The organism is Tardiphaga sp. 215_C5_N2_1, from assembly GCF_052076055.1.
GTDB classification, from domain to species: domain Bacteria; phylum Pseudomonadota; class Alphaproteobacteria; order Rhizobiales; family Xanthobacteraceae; genus Tardiphaga; species Tardiphaga robiniae.
On the sequence record NZ_CP197240.1, the window covers coordinates 2952009 to 2967400 of the forward strand.

15 protein-coding genes are annotated in these 15392 nt (G+C 61.8%); 4 read left to right on the plus strand and 11 right to left on the minus strand.

Going from position 1 to position 15392, the window contains the following annotated elements; all coding sequences use genetic code 11:
* Positions 1-7: 7 nt before the first annotated feature.
* Genes AB7828_RS14095 through AB7828_RS14120 form a run of 6 tightly spaced genes read right to left on the minus strand, consistent with a single transcriptional unit; the run spans position 8 to position 4954 of the window.
* The gene (locus AB7828_RS14095) at positions 8-976 is read right to left on the minus strand and encodes a Bug family tripartite tricarboxylate transporter substrate binding protein (RefSeq protein ID WP_158596892.1); all 969 of its coding nucleotides are present in this window, start codon (positions 974-976) and stop codon (positions 8-10) included.
* 34 nt (positions 977-1010) lie between these two features.
* Complete coding sequence (locus tag AB7828_RS14100) at positions 1011-1361, minus strand: cupin domain-containing protein (protein WP_089265520.1); 351 nt, start codon at positions 1359-1361, stop codon at positions 1011-1013.
* A 4-nt stretch (positions 1362-1365) separates the two neighbouring features.
* On the minus strand, positions 1366-2385 hold the full coding sequence (locus tag AB7828_RS14105; protein ID WP_441230467.1) for a quinone oxidoreductase family protein: 1020 nt from the start codon (positions 2383-2385) through the stop codon (positions 1366-1368).
* A gap of 20 nt (positions 2386-2405) precedes the next feature.
* The gene (locus tag AB7828_RS14110) at positions 2406-3290 is read right to left on the minus strand and encodes a 3-keto-5-aminohexanoate cleavage protein (protein ID WP_441232243.1); all 885 of its coding nucleotides are present in this window, start codon (positions 3288-3290) and stop codon (positions 2406-2408) included.
* Positions 3291-3309: 19 nt separating this feature from the next.
* A complete protein-coding gene (locus AB7828_RS14115; protein ID WP_441230468.1) occupies positions 3310-4056 on the minus strand; it encodes an SDR family NAD(P)-dependent oxidoreductase in 747 nt (248 codons plus the stop codon).
* 7 nt (positions 4057-4063) lie between these two features.
* On the minus strand, positions 4064-4954 hold the full coding sequence (locus tag AB7828_RS14120; RefSeq protein WP_441230469.1) for a dioxygenase family protein: 891 nt from the start codon (positions 4952-4954) through the stop codon (positions 4064-4066).
* Positions 4955-5070: 116 nt separating this feature from the next.
* Here AB7828_RS14120 and AB7828_RS14125 point away from each other — a divergent pair, with 116 nt between their 5' ends.
* Together AB7828_RS14125 and AB7828_RS14130 are read left to right on the plus strand one after the other, a co-directional pair.
* Positions 5071-6090: a LacI family DNA-binding transcriptional regulator gene (locus AB7828_RS14125; protein WP_441230470.1), complete on the plus strand. Its 1020-nt coding sequence runs from the start codon at positions 5071-5073 to the stop codon at positions 6088-6090.
* A 290-nt stretch (positions 6091-6380) separates the two neighbouring features.
* A complete protein-coding gene (locus tag AB7828_RS14130; protein WP_158596890.1) occupies positions 6381-6554 on the plus strand; it encodes a hypothetical protein in 174 nt (57 codons plus the stop codon).
* A gap of 393 nt (positions 6555-6947) precedes the next feature.
* On the opposite strand, the gene AB7828_RS14135 is transcribed toward AB7828_RS14130, so the two are convergent.
* The 5 genes from AB7828_RS14135 to AB7828_RS14155 form a co-directional block, all read right to left on the minus strand.
* Entirely contained in the window at positions 6948-7871 is a 924-nt protein-coding gene (locus AB7828_RS14135; RefSeq protein WP_068734883.1) for a 3-keto-5-aminohexanoate cleavage protein, read from the minus strand.
* A gap of 35 nt (positions 7872-7906) precedes the next feature.
* Complete coding sequence (locus AB7828_RS14140; RefSeq protein ID WP_175366268.1) at positions 7907-8854, minus strand: 3-hydroxyacyl-CoA dehydrogenase; 948 nt, start codon at positions 8852-8854, stop codon at positions 7907-7909.
* Positions 8855-8862: 8 nt separating this feature from the next.
* Positions 8863-11382 carry a branched-chain amino acid ABC transporter ATP-binding protein/permease gene (locus tag AB7828_RS14145; protein WP_441230471.1) on the minus strand — a complete coding sequence of 840 codons (2520 nt, stop codon included), beginning with the start codon at positions 11380-11382 and terminating at the stop codon, positions 8863-8865.
* 10 nt (positions 11383-11392) lie between these two features.
* Positions 11393-12271, minus strand: coding sequence for a branched-chain amino acid ABC transporter permease (locus tag AB7828_RS14150; protein WP_068734877.1), 879 nt, complete (start codon positions 12269-12271; stop codon positions 11393-11395).
* A gap of 121 nt (positions 12272-12392) precedes the next feature.
* The gene (locus AB7828_RS14155; RefSeq protein ID WP_175366270.1) at positions 12393-13649 is read right to left on the minus strand and encodes an ABC transporter substrate-binding protein; all 1257 of its coding nucleotides are present in this window, start codon (positions 13647-13649) and stop codon (positions 12393-12395) included.
* A gap of 181 nt (positions 13650-13830) precedes the next feature.
* Here AB7828_RS14155 and AB7828_RS14160 point away from each other — a divergent pair, with 181 nt between their 5' ends.
* Entirely contained in the window at positions 13831-14529 is a 699-nt protein-coding gene (locus AB7828_RS14160) for a GntR family transcriptional regulator (RefSeq protein WP_441230472.1), read from the plus strand.
* Positions 14530-14554: 25 nt separating this feature from the next.
* Positions 14555-15331: an SDR family oxidoreductase gene (locus AB7828_RS14165; protein ID WP_441230473.1), complete on the plus strand. Its 777-nt coding sequence runs from the start codon at positions 14555-14557 to the stop codon at positions 15329-15331.
* The last annotated feature ends 61 nt before the right edge of the window (positions 15332-15392 follow it).

The following is a 15392-nucleotide window of genomic DNA, read 5'->3' on the forward strand; positions in this document are numbered from 1 at the left end:
CGCCTTCCTACTTGGCCGCCCCGTCCGTCGACATCGCGATGAGCTTGCCATAACGCTCCGCATCGCTGCGCAATTCGGCCTCGAACGCTTCCGGCGTCGAGCTGGCGATGTCGGCGCCCTGCGCGGCGAACTGCTTGATCAGGGCCGGATCGCTGAGCGCCTCGGCGAGATCGCGCGCGATCTGGCTGACGATGGGCTTCGGCACCGCCGCGGCGGCGAGCATGCCGAACCAGCTATCGTAGGTGAATTCGGGGAGCCCTGCCTCGGCGAAGGTTGGCACATCAGGCAGTTGCGCCATGCGGCTCTTGCCGGTGACTGCCAGTGCGCGCAACTTTCCCGACTGGATCAGGTCGCCACCGACGCCGAAGAAAGTGAAGGCAACCGAGGTGTCGCCGCGCATAATGCTGATCTGGGATTCCGGCAGTCCGCGATGCGGAATCAGCACCATCTTGGTCTGCGTGAGATGCCTGAACAGTTCGGCGGCAATACCGGTGGAACTACCGACGCCGGCAGAGCTGTAGCTCAGCGAATCCGGCTTGGCCTTTGCCGCAGCGATCAGTTCGGCCAGCGTCTTGAACGGCGCATCCGGCGGCACGATCAGGATGGACGGCGTCGATCCGACGCGGCTGATCGCAGCGAAATCCTTGATCGGATCGAAGTTGAGGTTCTTGTTGACCACGCCGATCACGCTGTGGCCGTTCGAGGTCAGCATGATCTGCGAGCCATCGGTCGGGCCTTTGGCGACGCTGCTGACACCGGCGATGCCGGGCCTGTTCTCGACGATGACCTGCTGCTTCCACTTCGCAGCAAGCTTCTCGGCCACCGAACGGGCAAGGATGTCGGTGAGGCTGCCCCCCGAAAACGGCACGATAATACGCACGAGCTGGTTCGGATAAGTCTGTGCAATGGCTCCGCTGCCCATCAGCGCCGCAGTCGCGGCGAGGCCAGAGCCGATCATAAAGTGTCGGCGATCCATCATTTTCTCCCTTAAAGAACCAAGTGCCGGGCTTTCAGCCTCTGGCGGTGTTGGGCAGCGGCATTGCAAGCAACACCACCGCCGGTCGTTTCGTCTCGTTGCGCAGCGCGCGCGTCTCGTTGGGCGCGATGCGGCAGGAATCCCAGATGCCGAGAGTGGCGATGCCATCCGGCGTCTCGAAGGTTACTTCGCCTTCGAGGACGACATAGAACTTCTCCTCCGGCGAGGCCGAGGGCGTAATGCCGCCGCCCGGCAGAATCTGGCTCATGCCGAGCCACATCACATCGCCCGGCCCGGCGTCGCGGCCCTGCAGGCGGAACATCCGCATGTCATTGTGGCCAGGGGCTTCGTAGCGCGGGGCATCGTTCAGGCGGACAACATGCATGGCTTCACCCGTTAGGCTGAAAAACAAGACGATCGCGCGAGGAGCCGAGCACGGCGACGTAGGCCTCTGCAGCGCGCTCCAGCGGGTAGATCGCGTCCGGCTTGATCGGAAACGGCTTCAACGCGCCGCTGGCGAAACCCGGCACCAATTCACGCAGGATCTCACCGGCTTCCGGCGATGACAACGACAGCGAGTCGACGCCAAAGAAGGTGTGCTTGCCGCGATAGAAGGCGAAGATGTCGAACGGCACGGTGGCCTTGGTGGAGGCAATGAAGATCTGGCGGCCGAGATGCGCGAGCGATTTCGTGCCCGCGTCGTAATAGGGCTCGCCGACAGTATTGTAGACGATGTCCGCGCCCTTGCCGCCGGTGAGTTCGCGCACGGTCGCGGCGACGTCATTGTGGCTGGAATCGACGACGGTCACCTCGCCATGGGCATGGCCAGCATATAGCTCGTCCTTGCGGACGACGCCGATCACGCGAGCGCCCTGCCATGACGCGATCTGCGTCGCCGCCTGACCGACCTTGCCGTTCAGACCGAGGATCAACACCGTCTCGCCGGGCTTCGGCATGCCGCTGCGGCGAAAGCCTTCTTGCGCAGTGACGAAGGGCACGCCGATGCCGGCCGCCTCCGCGAGGCTGATATTGATCGGCTTCTCGACCAGCGCAGACGCTTCCACCACCAGATGCGTGGCATGGGTGCCGTCGCGGCCGATCCCGAGTTGACCGGACGAGCCGAATACTTCCTTGCCGATCAGGTCGGTCGGCCCATCGATCACGACTCCGGCGAAGTCACGGCCGGGCGTGCGGGGGAAGACCGCATGCGGCATCAGACCGAGCGTCGCCTTGGCGTCCGACGGATTGATCGCGGCGGCCCTTATCTCGACCAGCGCATCGCCTGACCTGGCGCAGGCGAGTGTGCGTTGCTCGATGCCGAGCGCCACATTCTCGATGCGATCAGCCTTGGCGGCGACCCGCAGGCATGTTGCGGTGACGCTGGAGGAAGTCTTGGCGGCTGCAGTCATTTCAGTCCTCGAATGCTGTGTTATGCGGCGCCCGGCAAATCGAACAGTGCGCGTGCTTCAGCAGGCGTCGCGATCTGCGCGCCGAGTTCTTCGATGATGCGGCGTGCCTTGTCCACCATCACGGCGTTCGACGGCGCCAGTACGCCGCGGCCGAGCATCACAGCATCTTCCAGACCGGTACGGGCATGACCGCCGGCGAGCACCGATTGCGCCACCATGGGAAATGTGGAGCGGCCGATGCCGATGGCCGTGAAATGCGCATCCCGCGGCAGCAGACCGCGCGCATACAGCACCGTTTCCGGCGACGGCTGGAAGCCGTATTTCACCCCCATCACGAAGGAGGTGAGCGCCGGGCCGCTGAGCGTACCGTCGGCGAGGAGATCGTGCAGCAGCGCAATATCGCCGGAATCGAACAGTTCGATCTCGGGTTTCACGCCGGCCTCACGGATGACCCTGGCCATGCGGCGCACATTGCCGGGCGTGTTGATCACCACCTGCCCGCCGGAATTCATGGTGTTGAGATCGAGCGTGCAGATGTCAGGCTTCAGCGCCGTGATATGGGCAACGCGTTCTTCCGGGTTCATCAGCGTAGTACCGGCGGCGGCGACCTTGGGATCGTCCTGCGAAGGCACGAAGCGACCGCCGGGACCGGTGGTGATGTTCAGGATCAGGTTGCGATTGCGCGCGCGAATGCGTCCGACGACGTCCTGATAATATTCGAGCTTCATCGACGGCGCGCCGGTGCCGGGCTCGCGCACATGGATATGCGCGACTGCCGCGCCGGCTTCTGCGGCACCGAGGCAGGCGTCGGCGATTTCTTCCGGCGTGATTGGCAGATGCGGGGTCTGGTCCGGCCGCGTCAGATTGCCGGTGACGGCGCAAGTGATGACGATCTTGTCGAGCATCGGGCGCATCAATCTCTCCTTATAACGCTCGGCCGCCGTCAACGACGATCAGCGAGCCGGTGGAATAGGTCAGGTGGGTGGCGCAGGCCGCGATTGCGCGGCCGACATCCTCGGCCGTCGCAACACGCTTGAGCGGAATGGTCCCCGCGACCTTTTCAAGCGCGGCCGCATCGCGGCCCGGCACAAAGTCAGTGGCCACCACGCCCGGCGATACCGCCATCACGCGCACTGTCGGCGCAAGCGCCCGCGCGAGCGACTTGGTCATGGTGTCGATGCCGGCCTTGATCGCAGCGTAAGCCAGATTGGAGCCGACGCCATTCAGCCCCGCAATCGAGGAAACGTTGACGATGAGCCCGTCGCCGCTCGCCTTGAGCAGCGGCGTGAAAGCGCGGATGGCCGCGAACTGGCCGCGCCAGTTCACCTTGAACATGTCGTCGATGAACTCGTCGGTCAGCGCGTCGAGATCGCCGATCGGGATCGGCTTGGTGTAGCCCGCGGTATTGACGAGAATATCGCAGCGACCGAACGCTCGCTCCACTTCGCCGGCGAGCGCCGTCAGCGTTGCGCTATCTTCGATTACCGCGCGTCTGGCGAGATGGCCTTCGCCCGCAAGGCCGGCCAGCAACGCGTTGGCGGCTGCCTCGCCGGAGCGCCAGGTCACGACGACACGGGCACCTTCGGCTGCCAAAGCTTGCGCGGCCGCGGCCCCAATGCCGCCCGAACCGCCGATCACCACGGCTACCTTGTTCGCGAGAATATCCGACATCGACAGCTCACTTGATGGGAGGATGCGGGAGCACGGCTTCGCCGGACTCCATGACGAATGTGTAGTTGAGGCTGAACCATTCGCCAGCGACATCCGGCGCTGGCGACGCTCCTTCGCCCTTGCGGAAATCGCCGATCAGCGCGCGCGTCACGCCGAATACGACGTCGCTCTCCAGATGCTCGTCGTCATCGACAAAGATCTGCGTGATCAGCGTCTTGAAGCCTGGCTTGAAGGCAAGCACATGCAGATGCGCCGGCCGGAACGGATGCCGGCGCTGCGCGGCCAGCATCTCCCCGGTCGGACCATGGGTCGGCACCGGATAGCCAGCAGGCTTGACCGAGCGGAACGCGAAGCGGCCATTCGCATCGGTCTCAAACACGCCGCGCAAATTCATGTCAGCCTGACCCGCGTCCTGGTTTTCGTACATTCCCGATGGCGAGGCCTGCCAGACATCAACGCTGACACCCGAGAGCGGCGCTCCCAGTGCGTCGGTGATGCGGCAATCGACGAACAGTGGTGCACCGGGCGTCGGCGAACGCAAGATCGAGGCACCATTCTCCACGCGCGGAGCGTTCGCCCGCCAGAACGGCCCGAGCAACGCTGCGGCGGTCTCGCTCGCGCCATCCTGGCCGTTGTTCAACAGGCAGACCAATGTCGAGAGCCCGACTGCATCGCTGAACAACACGCCCTCGTTATGGGTGTCGTTTGTCGCCTGGCCGATGCGGTTCAGGAAATCGATAGCAAACTCGAATTCCGCCTCGGTCAGCCGAACCTCGCGGGCAAATTCGTGCAGATGACGAACGAAAACGGCCATGACCGTGCGCAACCGCTCGTTCGGCGCACCGCTCATCGCGGCAAGCACAACGTCGGTCACATCCTCCTGACGCGTGATGATCATCGACACTCCCTCACATTGCGAATTTTTGGCTGTCCACGCTGCGCAATCGATTGCACATATAGTGCAATCGATTGCGCAAGTCAACCGCACCAGCTAGTTTGGAGATCGTGGCAGGGATGACGACAATCAAAGACGTGGCGCGCGAGGTGGGAGTGCACCCCTCCACCGTGTCGCGCGCGCTCGACCCTGCCCGCCGCGGACGGATCGGTGAGCCGGTCGTGCGCCGGATTCTGGAAGCAGCGGAGCGGCTGGGTTACCGCCCGGACACGGTGGCCGCGAGTCTGCGCAGCGGCCGTTCGAACATGGTCGGCATCATCGTCCCGGACATCGCGAACCCCGTCTTCTCGCCGATCATCGGCGGCCTCGAAGACGTGCTATCGGAGCGCGGCTACGCGCTGATTGTCGCCGACCCGCAACCGCAACGGACGGGCACCGACGACATCGTTCAACGGCTCGTGGCGCGCCGCGTGGATGGCCTCGTGCTGGCGAATGTCGCGCTCAAGGATAATTCGATCGAGCGTTGTCTGAGTTGGAAAGTCCCTGTCGTGCTTGTCAATCGCGCGGAAGCTGAGGCGCGTGTGCCTTCGGTGGTCTCGGACGATGTGGCCGGCATGCGGCTCGCGGTTGCGCATCTTCTCGAACTTGGACATCGCCACATCCTCCACCTCGCCGGCCCGCAAATGCTATCGACCGGATCGCTTCGCCGCCGCGGTTTCTTGGAGGCAATGCACGAAGCCGGTTTCGCGCCAGCCGACAATGATATTGAAGAGGCTGAAGCATTCACGCGCGAGGCAGGACGCGCTGCCGCACTCAGACTGCTCGCACGACAGCCTGAGGCCACCGCCATCGTCGCAGCCAACGATCTCCTCGCGCTCGGCATCTATGAAGCGTTGCGCGAAACGGGCCGGCGATGTCCGGAAGATCTGTCAGTGATCGGTCACAACGACATGCCGCTGGTGGATCTGGTGGATCCGCCGCTATCCACGATCCGCATCAGCCACCGCGAGATGGGTGAACAAACCGGCCAGCTCCTGCTCGACCTGATCGAAGGTGTCCGCGGCGATGCGCGTTATGTCGTCACAGCGCCCCTGCTCATCGTGCGCCGCTCGACACAGCCACCAAGGATCTCGCGATAAGCCAGCGTTGGATCTGATTAATTGAGCCAGCGTGATTCTGGTTTGCGCCCCTTCGCTTTGAACAAGGGCGGACTCGCATACCGGCAAACGCCCCCGACGTTCCTTATCAATTCGGCCAAATCCAGAAGCGACTACGCCCAAACGATAACAAGCGAGTGATCAGACCGGAGCGAGTTGCATGACAGATCTGACGTCATATGGGATGCATTGAACATTCATGTGCAGTAATTCGGCGCTATTCCACATTCCATATAATGAAGCTGGGCGGTTCCCACGCTAGGGAACCCAAGATGCATGATGTTTCTCGCCGCGCTCAACTTATTCTGTTGAAAAACGATCTGCACATCATGCGAGGCCGGGCCCAACGCCTGGATCTAAGCGATGTAGCCTTGTTGATCTCGCAAGCTGTTCAGCTGCTCTCCGATCAGCCGGAAGTTTCTAAATCTGACCAGCCCCGCGCCTAACTGCATTGTTTGTCATCGGTGCGCTCGGTCGCCAGGACAAACATACCGACAGCCGCTACGGTCACCAAAAACGGCATAATGATAAGGGCCATTGACGCCTCCTTGTCGAAGTTGATCTTCGAACATGGCACAGCATCTCTTATGCGGCTCTTCGCTTCCCTAAAGCGGATGGTGAACAGAATCATACGGAGAGATTTGGTTGAGAAATGCCAAATTCATGAACGATAAAGTATGCGATCCCCGCAACGTCCAGCGCGCCAAATGTCCGCTTTGCGCCAAAAGCGGTAACCCATCACGTCGACTTTGTGTCAGAAGCGGGCATTCGCCAGCAGGGTTCCCCCAAAGCAGAGCAGGCGGACATCTCTTGCACTGTCCGCCTCCTCCAGGGATAGCTTAGACCTCCAGCTTGTCTCCACCCTTCAGATCAAGCATCTCGCGCGCTTCATCCGGGGTCGCGATCTCAAGACCCAAGCCTTCGACGATTTTGCGCGCGAGCGTGACCTGCTCGGCATTCGAGGAGGCCATGCGACCTGGCGCCGCCCACAGCGAGTCTTCCAGACCGACGCGGATATTGCCACCCATGGCCGCGGCCATCGCCGCGATCGGCAGCTGATTGCGACCGGCGCCGAGCACCGACCAGACATACTTGTCGCCGAACAACCGATCCGCCGTGCGCTTCATGTGCAGCACATCTTCGGGATGTGCACCTGTACCGCCCTGCAAACCGAACACCGTCTGGATGAACAGCGGCGGCTTCACCAGCCCCTGTTCGAGGAAGTAGGCGAGATTATAGAGGTGCGCCGTGTCGTAGCATTCGAACTCGAAGCGTGTACCCGTCTCGGCCAGTGTCTTCAGCACATACTCAATGTCCTGGAATGTGTTGCGGAACACAATGTCCTTGTTCTGCAGGTGCTTCAATTCCCAATCATGTTCGAACTTCTTGAAGCGGTTCAGCATCCCGAAGAATCCGAAATTCATTGAGCCCATGTTGAGCGAGGCGACTTCCGGCTTGTAGACCGCGGCAGGCCGTACGCGTTCATCCACCGTCATGGTGGGCGCACCACCGGTAGTCAGGTTGATCACCGCATTGGTACGCTGCTTGATGATCTTCAGGAATGGCGCAAAGGCTTCGGGACTTTGATCGGGTTGCCCGGTCTTCGGGTTGCGCGCATGCAGATGCACAATGGCGGCGCCGGCTTCCGCCGCATCGACGGCAGCGTCGGCGATTTCCTGCGGCGTTACCGGCAATGCTTTGGACATCGAGGGCGTATGAATCGCGCCCGTCACGGCGCAGGTGATGATGACTTTGCGGCTCATGTCAGTCTCCGTCTTACTGTTAAGAGATGGTGTAGTCAGGATTTGGGACGCTGCGTGGCCTTGTGAGCCGCCAGCGCTGCGAGGCGTTCGTTGCGTTGTTGTGTCAGTGCGGCAATCCGATCGGGCGACGGCTGATGCGGCCAGGCCGCTATCACCCGGTCGACATTCGGGCTTTGATAAACCTCGGGCCCTGCCGATGCAGCGGCCAGCTCCTTGTAGAAACCGGTGTAGCGCGCGCAGTAATCCGGGATGCCGCCGGGCGCATTGAGCTCGATGGTCTCCAGCGGGCCCAGAAACGACCAGCGCAGACCGAGACCGTCCTTCACAGTGTGATCGAGATCCTCCGCGGAGACATAGCCTTCGCCGACCAGACGGAACGCTTCCGCCAGCAAGGCGCCCTGCAGCCGATTGAGGATAAAACCGTTGATCTCGCGGTTGACGGTCACGGGGACCTGCCCAATCTCGCGATAGATCTCACGCGCGCGGTCGATAGTCTCCTGCGAGGTCCAGGATGCGCCGCATAGTTCGACCAGCGGCACCAGATGCGGCGGGTTGACGGGATGACCGACGAGGCAGCGCGCCCGCCCCGGAAGCGCTTCCGTGAAGCGAGAGGCGACGATGGCCGAGGTGGATGATGCGAGCAGTGCATCTGGAGGCGCAAGACGATCCAGCTCGGAAAAGATGGCGATCTTCTGATCGACGTTCTCCGGGCCATTCTCCTGTACGAAGGAAACGTTCTTCACCGCATCGGCCAGACTTTCCGCTATCGAGATGCGCGCGGCGGCGCCGTCGGGGTCATTGGCAAGTCCGTGGCGGGCGAGCGCATGCAGTTCATCGCGAATAAGCCCGGGCGCAGCATCCAGCGTCGGGCGATGCGGATCTGTCAGCCGCACGGTCCATCCAGCGCGCGCGAAAATCGCGGCCCAGGCGCGTCCGATCAAGCCAACGCCGACGATCGCTACATGTCGATTGTTCAGTGTCATTGATGTTCTCACAGCCACAGCACCTTGCGGCGCAGATCGAGATCGTCACGCAGGGCCTTCGACGGCCCCTGATGAATGACCTTGCCCCGTTCCAGCGCCACCGTCGAATCGGACAAAGCCAAAGCCAGATCGAGATTATGGTCGACGATGATGATGGCAATTTCCTTGCGAAGCCGGTCAAAGGTTTCAAACAACTGCTCCACGACCGCGGGCGCCAATCCTTCGAATGGCTCATCCAGCAACAAGACGCGGACGTCGCCCGACAACGCGCGCGCCACGGCCACCATCTGCTGCTCGCCGCCTGACAGATAATCGGCGGGACTGTCGAGACGCTCACGAATGCGTGGGAAATAGTCGTAGATGCGCTCGCGGGTCCAATGCACACCATTGCCAGTCTGCCGCTTGAGACCACCAAGTTCGAGATTTTGCTCGACGGTCATGCCTGCGAACAAGGCGCGTCCCTGTGGTACGTAGCCGATGCCGAGCCGCGCAGCTTCCGCAGACGACAGGCCGATCAACTCGCTGCCTGCCAGTTGAATAGAGCCATTCGATGCCGGCGCGATCCCGATCAACGACTTGAGCAAGGTCGACTTACCCGCGCCATTGCGCCCGAGCAGTGCGATGATCTCGTTCTCGTGCAGGGTAAAATTGACGTCGTTGAGAATATGGCTCTTGCCATAGAACGTATCGACATTCTTCACCGTCAGCAGCGGCTTCGCCCCCGCCGCGGTCTCGCGGGGGCGCGCAGCCACAGCCGTTGTGCCCGACCCGATATAGACTTCCTGCACCTTCGGGCTGGACCGCGCCTCTTCGACGGAGCCATCCAGCAATACGCGTCCCTCATTCATGACGGTGACGTGGTCGGCCAGCTGGAACACCCGATCGATGTCATGCTCGACCAGCAGGACCGGTAAATCGGTCGAGAGGCGCTTGATGATCGCACCGATACGTTCACGTTCGGCAGCAGCGAGGCCTGCAAGCGGCTCGTCAAGCAACAGGACGCGCGGCGCTGTAGCCAGCGCGACGCCCATATCGAGCAGGCGTTGGCCGCCGTAAGACAGCATGCCTGCCTCTGCCTTCTCGATTCCAGCGAGGCCGAGATAGCGGATCACCGCATCGGTCTCCGCGTTGATTGCGCTAATCGATAGCGCGTTGGTCACGGGATCGAAGCGCCGCGGATGCCGTGCTTGCACCGCGAGGCGGATATTTTCGCCAACACTGAGCGCGGGAAACAGGTTGGTAATCTGGAACGAACGCCCAATGCCGGCCCTTGCAATATCTTCCGGTGTATGGCCTGCGATAGGCATGCCCATCAGCGACACGCTTCCCTGATCCGGCTTGTACATACCCGACAGCAAATTGAACGCCGTGGTCTTGCCGGCACCGTTCGGGCCGATCAGCGCATGCAGCGTGCGATCGGCAATGGCGATATCGACGCCCTGCACGGCTTTGATGCCACCGAAACTTTTCACGATATGGCTGGCAGCGAGTACCGCTCCGTCGACTGACGACTTCGGTCGCAAAAACTCCGGCAGTGGTAGCACTTCGATGCGCCGCGCCGACATTGCCGCGTCTTCTTCCACTTTCTTGCGGAATGGCGCGATCAGCCGCTCGCCCATACCGATTAGGCCGGTAGGCGAGAAGATGATGAAGCCAACGAAAACGAGACCGAACCAGAACAACCAGTTCTCGGAATAGATGCCGAGAAACTCACGAAACAGAATGAAAAACAGCGCACCGAGCGCCGGCCCGAGGAAGCTACGCATGCCGCCGATCACGACCATGGCCAGAAGCTCGCCAGAGAACGCCACCGAAATGGGATCCGCCGACGTCATACGGTTCTTGTAGAGCAGCAGAATGCCGGCCAGCCCGGTGATGGTAGCCGACAGCACGAAGGCGGCGAGCTTGTAGCGATTGGTGGGATAACCGAGGAAGCGCGCGCGCTGTTCGTTCTCGCGGATCGCCACCAGCACCGAACCGACCGTGGAATTGTGGAAACGCCACAGCAGGATCAGCACGAGAAACGCGATCAGCGCCACGAACCAATAATAGGTCGCACCCGCATCGAGGTCGAAGCCAAGCAGTGCCGGCCGGGTGATGCCGCCAAGGCCGTTCTCGCCACCGGTGACGTCAGTCCAGCGGAACGAGACGCTGTAGAGCATGGCCGCGAGCGCCAGCGTCAGCAGCGAGAAATACACGCCGCGGCGGCGCAGGATCAGGTAGCCGAAGGCAGCCGCCGTGATGGCCACCACGACAAGCGCAAGCAGCGTCGGCCCGACGAATGAATTCGGCATCCAGTTACGCTGGATCAGCGCTGCAGCATAGGCCGCAAGGCCGAACCAGGCGCCATGACCGAACGAGACGAGACCGGTGTGCCCCACCAGGATATTCAGGGCCATGCAGGCCAGTGCAAAGACGACGATCTCCGTCGCCGACGTCACGGTCAATCCGAGCGCCAGCAAGATCGGCGGCAGGATGAGCAAGCCGACGCCCGCGATCAGCAATGGAACGGGAAGACGATTCAACATTGGCATCGCCTTACTCGAACCGCATGATGCGTTCGCCGAACAAGCCGCGCGGCCGGAACAGCAGCACCAGAAGCATCAACAAATAGATCGCCGCCGTGGACGCCGCCGAATAGCCGATGCCGACCATGACGCCCTTGACCAATCCGACCAGCAGCGCAGCGATCACCACGCCCCAGAACGAGCCGAGGCCACCGATCACGACCACCACGAAGGCGGGCGTGATGATCTCCTGTCCCATCGCCGGATGGATCGAATAGATCGGCGCCAGCAACACGCCCGCGAGTCCCGCCAGACCAATACCCAGGGCTGCGACGACCGACATATAGGGCTGCAGCGAGATACCGAGCGCTCCGACCATGTCCGGATTTTGCACGCCGGCCCGGACCACACGGCCGAATGAGGTCTTCTGCAGCAGCACCCAGAGCCCGACCACACAGGCCACGGCAATGCCGAGCAACACCACGCGATAGAACGAATAGATGAAGCTTCCGATCGCGACCTGACCGCGCAGCGCTGGCGGGATCGAATACGACAAAGGCGGCGCGCCGAAGATCATACGCAAGGCCTGCTCGGCGACCATCGCGAGCCCGAAAGTCAGTAGCAGCGAGAGAATGGGATCTGACCGATAGAAGCGCCGGAACAACGTCCGCTCGATGACAACGCCGAGCAACGCAACGACAACGGGGGCCACGACGAATGCACCACCGAAGCCGAGATAGGGCGAAATGACAAGGGTAAGATAGGCGCCAATCGCATAGAACGCGCCATGCGCGAGATTCACGATGCCGCCGAGCGAAAAGATCAGCGACAGGCCGAGCGCAATCAGAAGATAATAGACACCATCAAGCAGTCCGTTGAGGATCTGCTGGGTGAGCAACATGGCGGACATGATATGGGCTCCGCAGTCGCGCGCTGATGCGCATCTGACAGGGGTCGGAAGGACGAGACGAAAGCAACTTCGCGAGCAGAATGTCGGCGTCTCGCCCGAAGGCGAAACGCCGACATTGTTGCTAGCTCGGGAATTTGCAGACGTTCTCTTCCGCGGTAGACGCAATCACTTCGAGCGGTTCATCCGGCCCCGGGACGGCCGGGCTCGATGAGAAGATGTCCCACTGGTTCTTGATCTTGTCCGCAGGCAGCGCCGTCACCGCATACATTTCGTGCATCAGCTGATGATCCGATGCGCGGAAGTAGCCGGGACGTGTCTTCAACAGATCGAACTTCGCGCCCTTCTCGAAATGCTCGATGATCTTCGGCGACTCAGCCGATTTCAACTCGTTGATGCTCTGCGCCACAATCTTGGTGGCGATGTAGTCGCCCCAGGCCTGGTTCTCCGGCGGCTTGTTGTACTTCTTGGTGAAGGCCGCGACGAAGGCCTTGCTGCCGGGCGTGTCCAGCAGATGGTGCCAGACCACAGGCCAGGTGCCGACGAAATTGCCCTTGCCAGCAGCCCAGGCCAGAGCCGTGTCGAAGCCGAAACCGCCGACCGGGAAAGTCAGACCGAATTCGGCATATTGCTTGAGGAAGTTGGTGATCTGGTTGCCCGCAAGATTGATCACCACGAGATCAGGCTTGGCCTCGCGGATCTTGAGGAGATAGGCAGAAAAGTCCGTGGCGTCGGTGGGCACCAGGTCGTCGCCAGCGAAATTACCGCCATTGGCCTGCATGAAGCGCTTCGATACGCTTAGCAGGTCATGGCCGAAGGCATAGTCGGCCGTGAGCGAGTACCACTTCTTGCCCTTCACGAGGCCATCGCGCAGAAACGAGCGGCCGACGGTCTTTACATACATCGAGTTCTGCGACTCGACGTGGAACATATAGCGCTGGCAGTCCTTGCCGCGTAGCGCATCGGAATTTCCGCCGGTGTTGATGAACAGCGTCTTGTTGCGCGTGGCGACCTGCGCGATGGTCAGACACGATGCCGAAGAAATTTCGCCGATGATACAGGCGACCTTGTCGCGCTCGATCATGCGCTCCGCCTTGGTCGATGCCGTTTGAGGATTGATCGAGTCCTCCTTGAGCAGTTCAACCTTGCGCCCCATCAGGCCGCCAGCGGCATTGATCTCCTCAACAGCGAGATCGATGGCCATCACACCATATTCGCCGAGCGGGCCGAGAAAGCCGGTACGCGGCGTGAGATGGCCGATGCGAATGACGTCGGAGGTCTGCGCGCTCAGAACCGATGGCGCAGAGAGGCCGGAAGCAAGTGCGAGACCGCCCGCGGTCTTCAGCAGACTGCGGCGCGTGAATTGATTGGTGTTCGACATCAGATTCGTCTCCCTGATACGGCCGCGCGGCGCGGCTGTTTCCCCTCCGGCAGGCGCCGCACTCTTCTGTTGAGAGGGCTTTGTCCGCTTGCCGTGATCTGTGATCACAGTTAGAGTTGCAAAAGACGGGGACTTTGTCGAGTCCCTCCCTGTAATTTCGCGACGATGCCCGGAGACCGCGTTGAACCTGCCGACTGCGCTGACCCTTGTGGAGCCGCTCGACCGCCAGACGCTTGGCGAGCGCGCTTATGCGCAACTGGCGGATTTGCTCATCTCGGGCAGGCTCGCGCCTGGCGAAAAGCTGTCATTGCGTACGGCCGCCGAAGTGCTCGGCGTGTCGATCATGCCGGTGCGCGAAGCGGTGTCCCGCCTCGTCGCCGACAAGGCATTGGAAGTCGCGGCAAACCGTGCCGTGCGCGTGCCCGTGATGTCGGCCACGCAGTTTCGCGATCTGACGAAGGTGCGTATCGCTATCGAGGGTCATGCCGCAGCAGAGGCAGCGCAACTACGTGGAGACCGCAATCTCGCTTCCATCGCGATCGCAGAAGCGGCCATGCGCGCAGAAAGCGAAATGAAAGCACCCGACCTGCCGCGCGCCGTCGAACTCAACAAGACGTTTCACTTTGCCGTCTACGAGGCCGCGCAGTCGCCGATCCTGGTCGAGATCATCCGTGCGCTCTGGCTCAAGGCTGGCCCCGTCATCAATCTCGATCTGCGCGGCAATCCCGATCGCCTCGCCAAGGGTGAAGCCATTCGGTTTCATGCGGACGTTCGCAAGGCGATCGAGATCGGTGATGCCGAAGCTGCCAAAGTCGGGATCGCTGCCGATATCACCAACGCGGCCAATTTCATCCTGTCACGCGGCGGCCTCGCCGCCTAGTTCTCACAGAGTCCCCGGAGCCACCATGGATCTCAACATCAAGGGTTTGCGCGTCATTGTTACTGCCGGCGCCAACGGAATTGGCCTGGCCATCGCCCGCGCCTTTGCCGGCGAAGGCGCACGCATTCATGTCTGCGATGTGGACCAAGCTGCTCTTGCCGCACTCACAGCGAGTGATCCCACAATCACCCAGACCCATTGCGACGTCGCCGACCGCGCCTCAGTGCAGAAACTGTTCGACGAGGCCGCCGCAAAACTCGGCGGCCTCGACGTGCTCATCAATAATGCCGGCATTGCAGGCCCGACCGCCAAGGTGGACGAGATGCATCCGGACGACTGGGATCGCTGCCTGAACATCTGCCTGACCGGACAGTTCAACTGCACCCGCCTCGCCGTCCCGCTGCTGCGCCGAAGCAGCAACGGCTCCATCGTCAATCTGTCCTCGGCCGCAGGTCGCGTCGGTTTCGCCTTGCGCTCCCCTTACGCCGCGGCGAAATGGGGCGTCATCGGCTTCACCAAGTCGCTCTCGATTGAGCTCGGTCCCGACAATATCCGCGTGAATGCGATCCTGCCCGGCCTCGTCGCCGGCGATCGCCAGCGCCGCGTGCTGGAAGCCAAGGCGCAGCAGCGCGGCATTTCATTTGCCGAAATGGAGAAGACTGCGTTTTCCTATACATCGATCAAGGACTACGTCACGCCGCAGCAGATCGCCGACCAGATCCTCTTCCTTTGCAGCCCGCGCGGGCGCACGATCTCGGGCCAGGCTATTTCGATCTGCGGCGACACCCAAATGCTGGGCTAGCCGTCGATGCTCAAGACTCGAGCAAGCCAACTGACGACACTGAATGCCCGCATTCTTCCGA

What these genes read in the sequence shown, in the direction of transcription:
- AB7828_RS14095 (WP_158596892.1), bottom strand. Translation starts at nt 976, where the DNA reads ATGGATCGCCGACACTTTATGATCGGCTCTGGCCTCGCCGCGACTGCG.
- AB7828_RS14100 (WP_089265520.1), bottom strand. Translation starts at nt 1,361, where the DNA reads ATGCATGTTGTCCGCCTGAACGATGCCCCGCGCTACGAAGCCCCTGGC.
- AB7828_RS14105 (WP_441230467.1), bottom strand. Translation starts at nt 2,385, where the DNA reads ATGACTGCAGCCGCCAAGACTTCCTCCAGCGTCACCGCAACATGCCTG.
- AB7828_RS14110 (WP_441232243.1), bottom strand. Translation starts at nt 3,290, where the DNA reads ATGCTCGACAAGATCGTCATCACTTGCGCCGTCACCGGCAATCTGACG.
- AB7828_RS14115 (WP_441230468.1), bottom strand. Translation starts at nt 4,056, where the DNA reads ATGTCGGATATTCTCGCGAACAAGGTAGCCGTGGTGATCGGCGGTTCG.
- AB7828_RS14120 (WP_441230469.1), bottom strand. Translation starts at nt 4,954, where the DNA reads ATGATCATCACGCGTCAGGAGGATGTGACCGACGTTGTGCTTGCCGCG.
- AB7828_RS14125 (WP_441230470.1), top strand. Translation starts at nt 5,071, where the DNA reads ATGACGACAATCAAAGACGTGGCGCGCGAGGTGGGAGTGCACCCCTCC.
- AB7828_RS14130 (WP_158596890.1), top strand. Translation starts at nt 6,381, where the DNA reads ATGCATGATGTTTCTCGCCGCGCTCAACTTATTCTGTTGAAAAACGAT.
- AB7828_RS14135 (WP_068734883.1), bottom strand. Translation starts at nt 7,871, where the DNA reads ATGAGCCGCAAAGTCATCATCACCTGCGCCGTGACGGGCGCGATTCAT.
- AB7828_RS14140 (WP_175366268.1), bottom strand. Translation starts at nt 8,854, where the DNA reads ATGACACTGAACAATCGACATGTAGCGATCGTCGGCGTTGGCTTGATC.
- AB7828_RS14145 (WP_441230471.1), bottom strand. Translation starts at nt 11,382, where the DNA reads ATGTTGAATCGTCTTCCCGTTCCATTGCTGATCGCGGGCGTCGGCTTG.
- AB7828_RS14150 (WP_068734877.1), bottom strand. Translation starts at nt 12,271, where the DNA reads ATGTCCGCCATGTTGCTCACCCAGCAGATCCTCAACGGACTGCTTGAT.
- AB7828_RS14155 (WP_175366270.1), bottom strand. Translation starts at nt 13,649, where the DNA reads ATGTCGAACACCAATCAATTCACGCGCCGCAGTCTGCTGAAGACCGCG.
- AB7828_RS14165 (WP_441230473.1), top strand. Translation starts at nt 14,555, where the DNA reads ATGGATCTCAACATCAAGGGTTTGCGCGTCATTGTTACTGCCGGCGCC.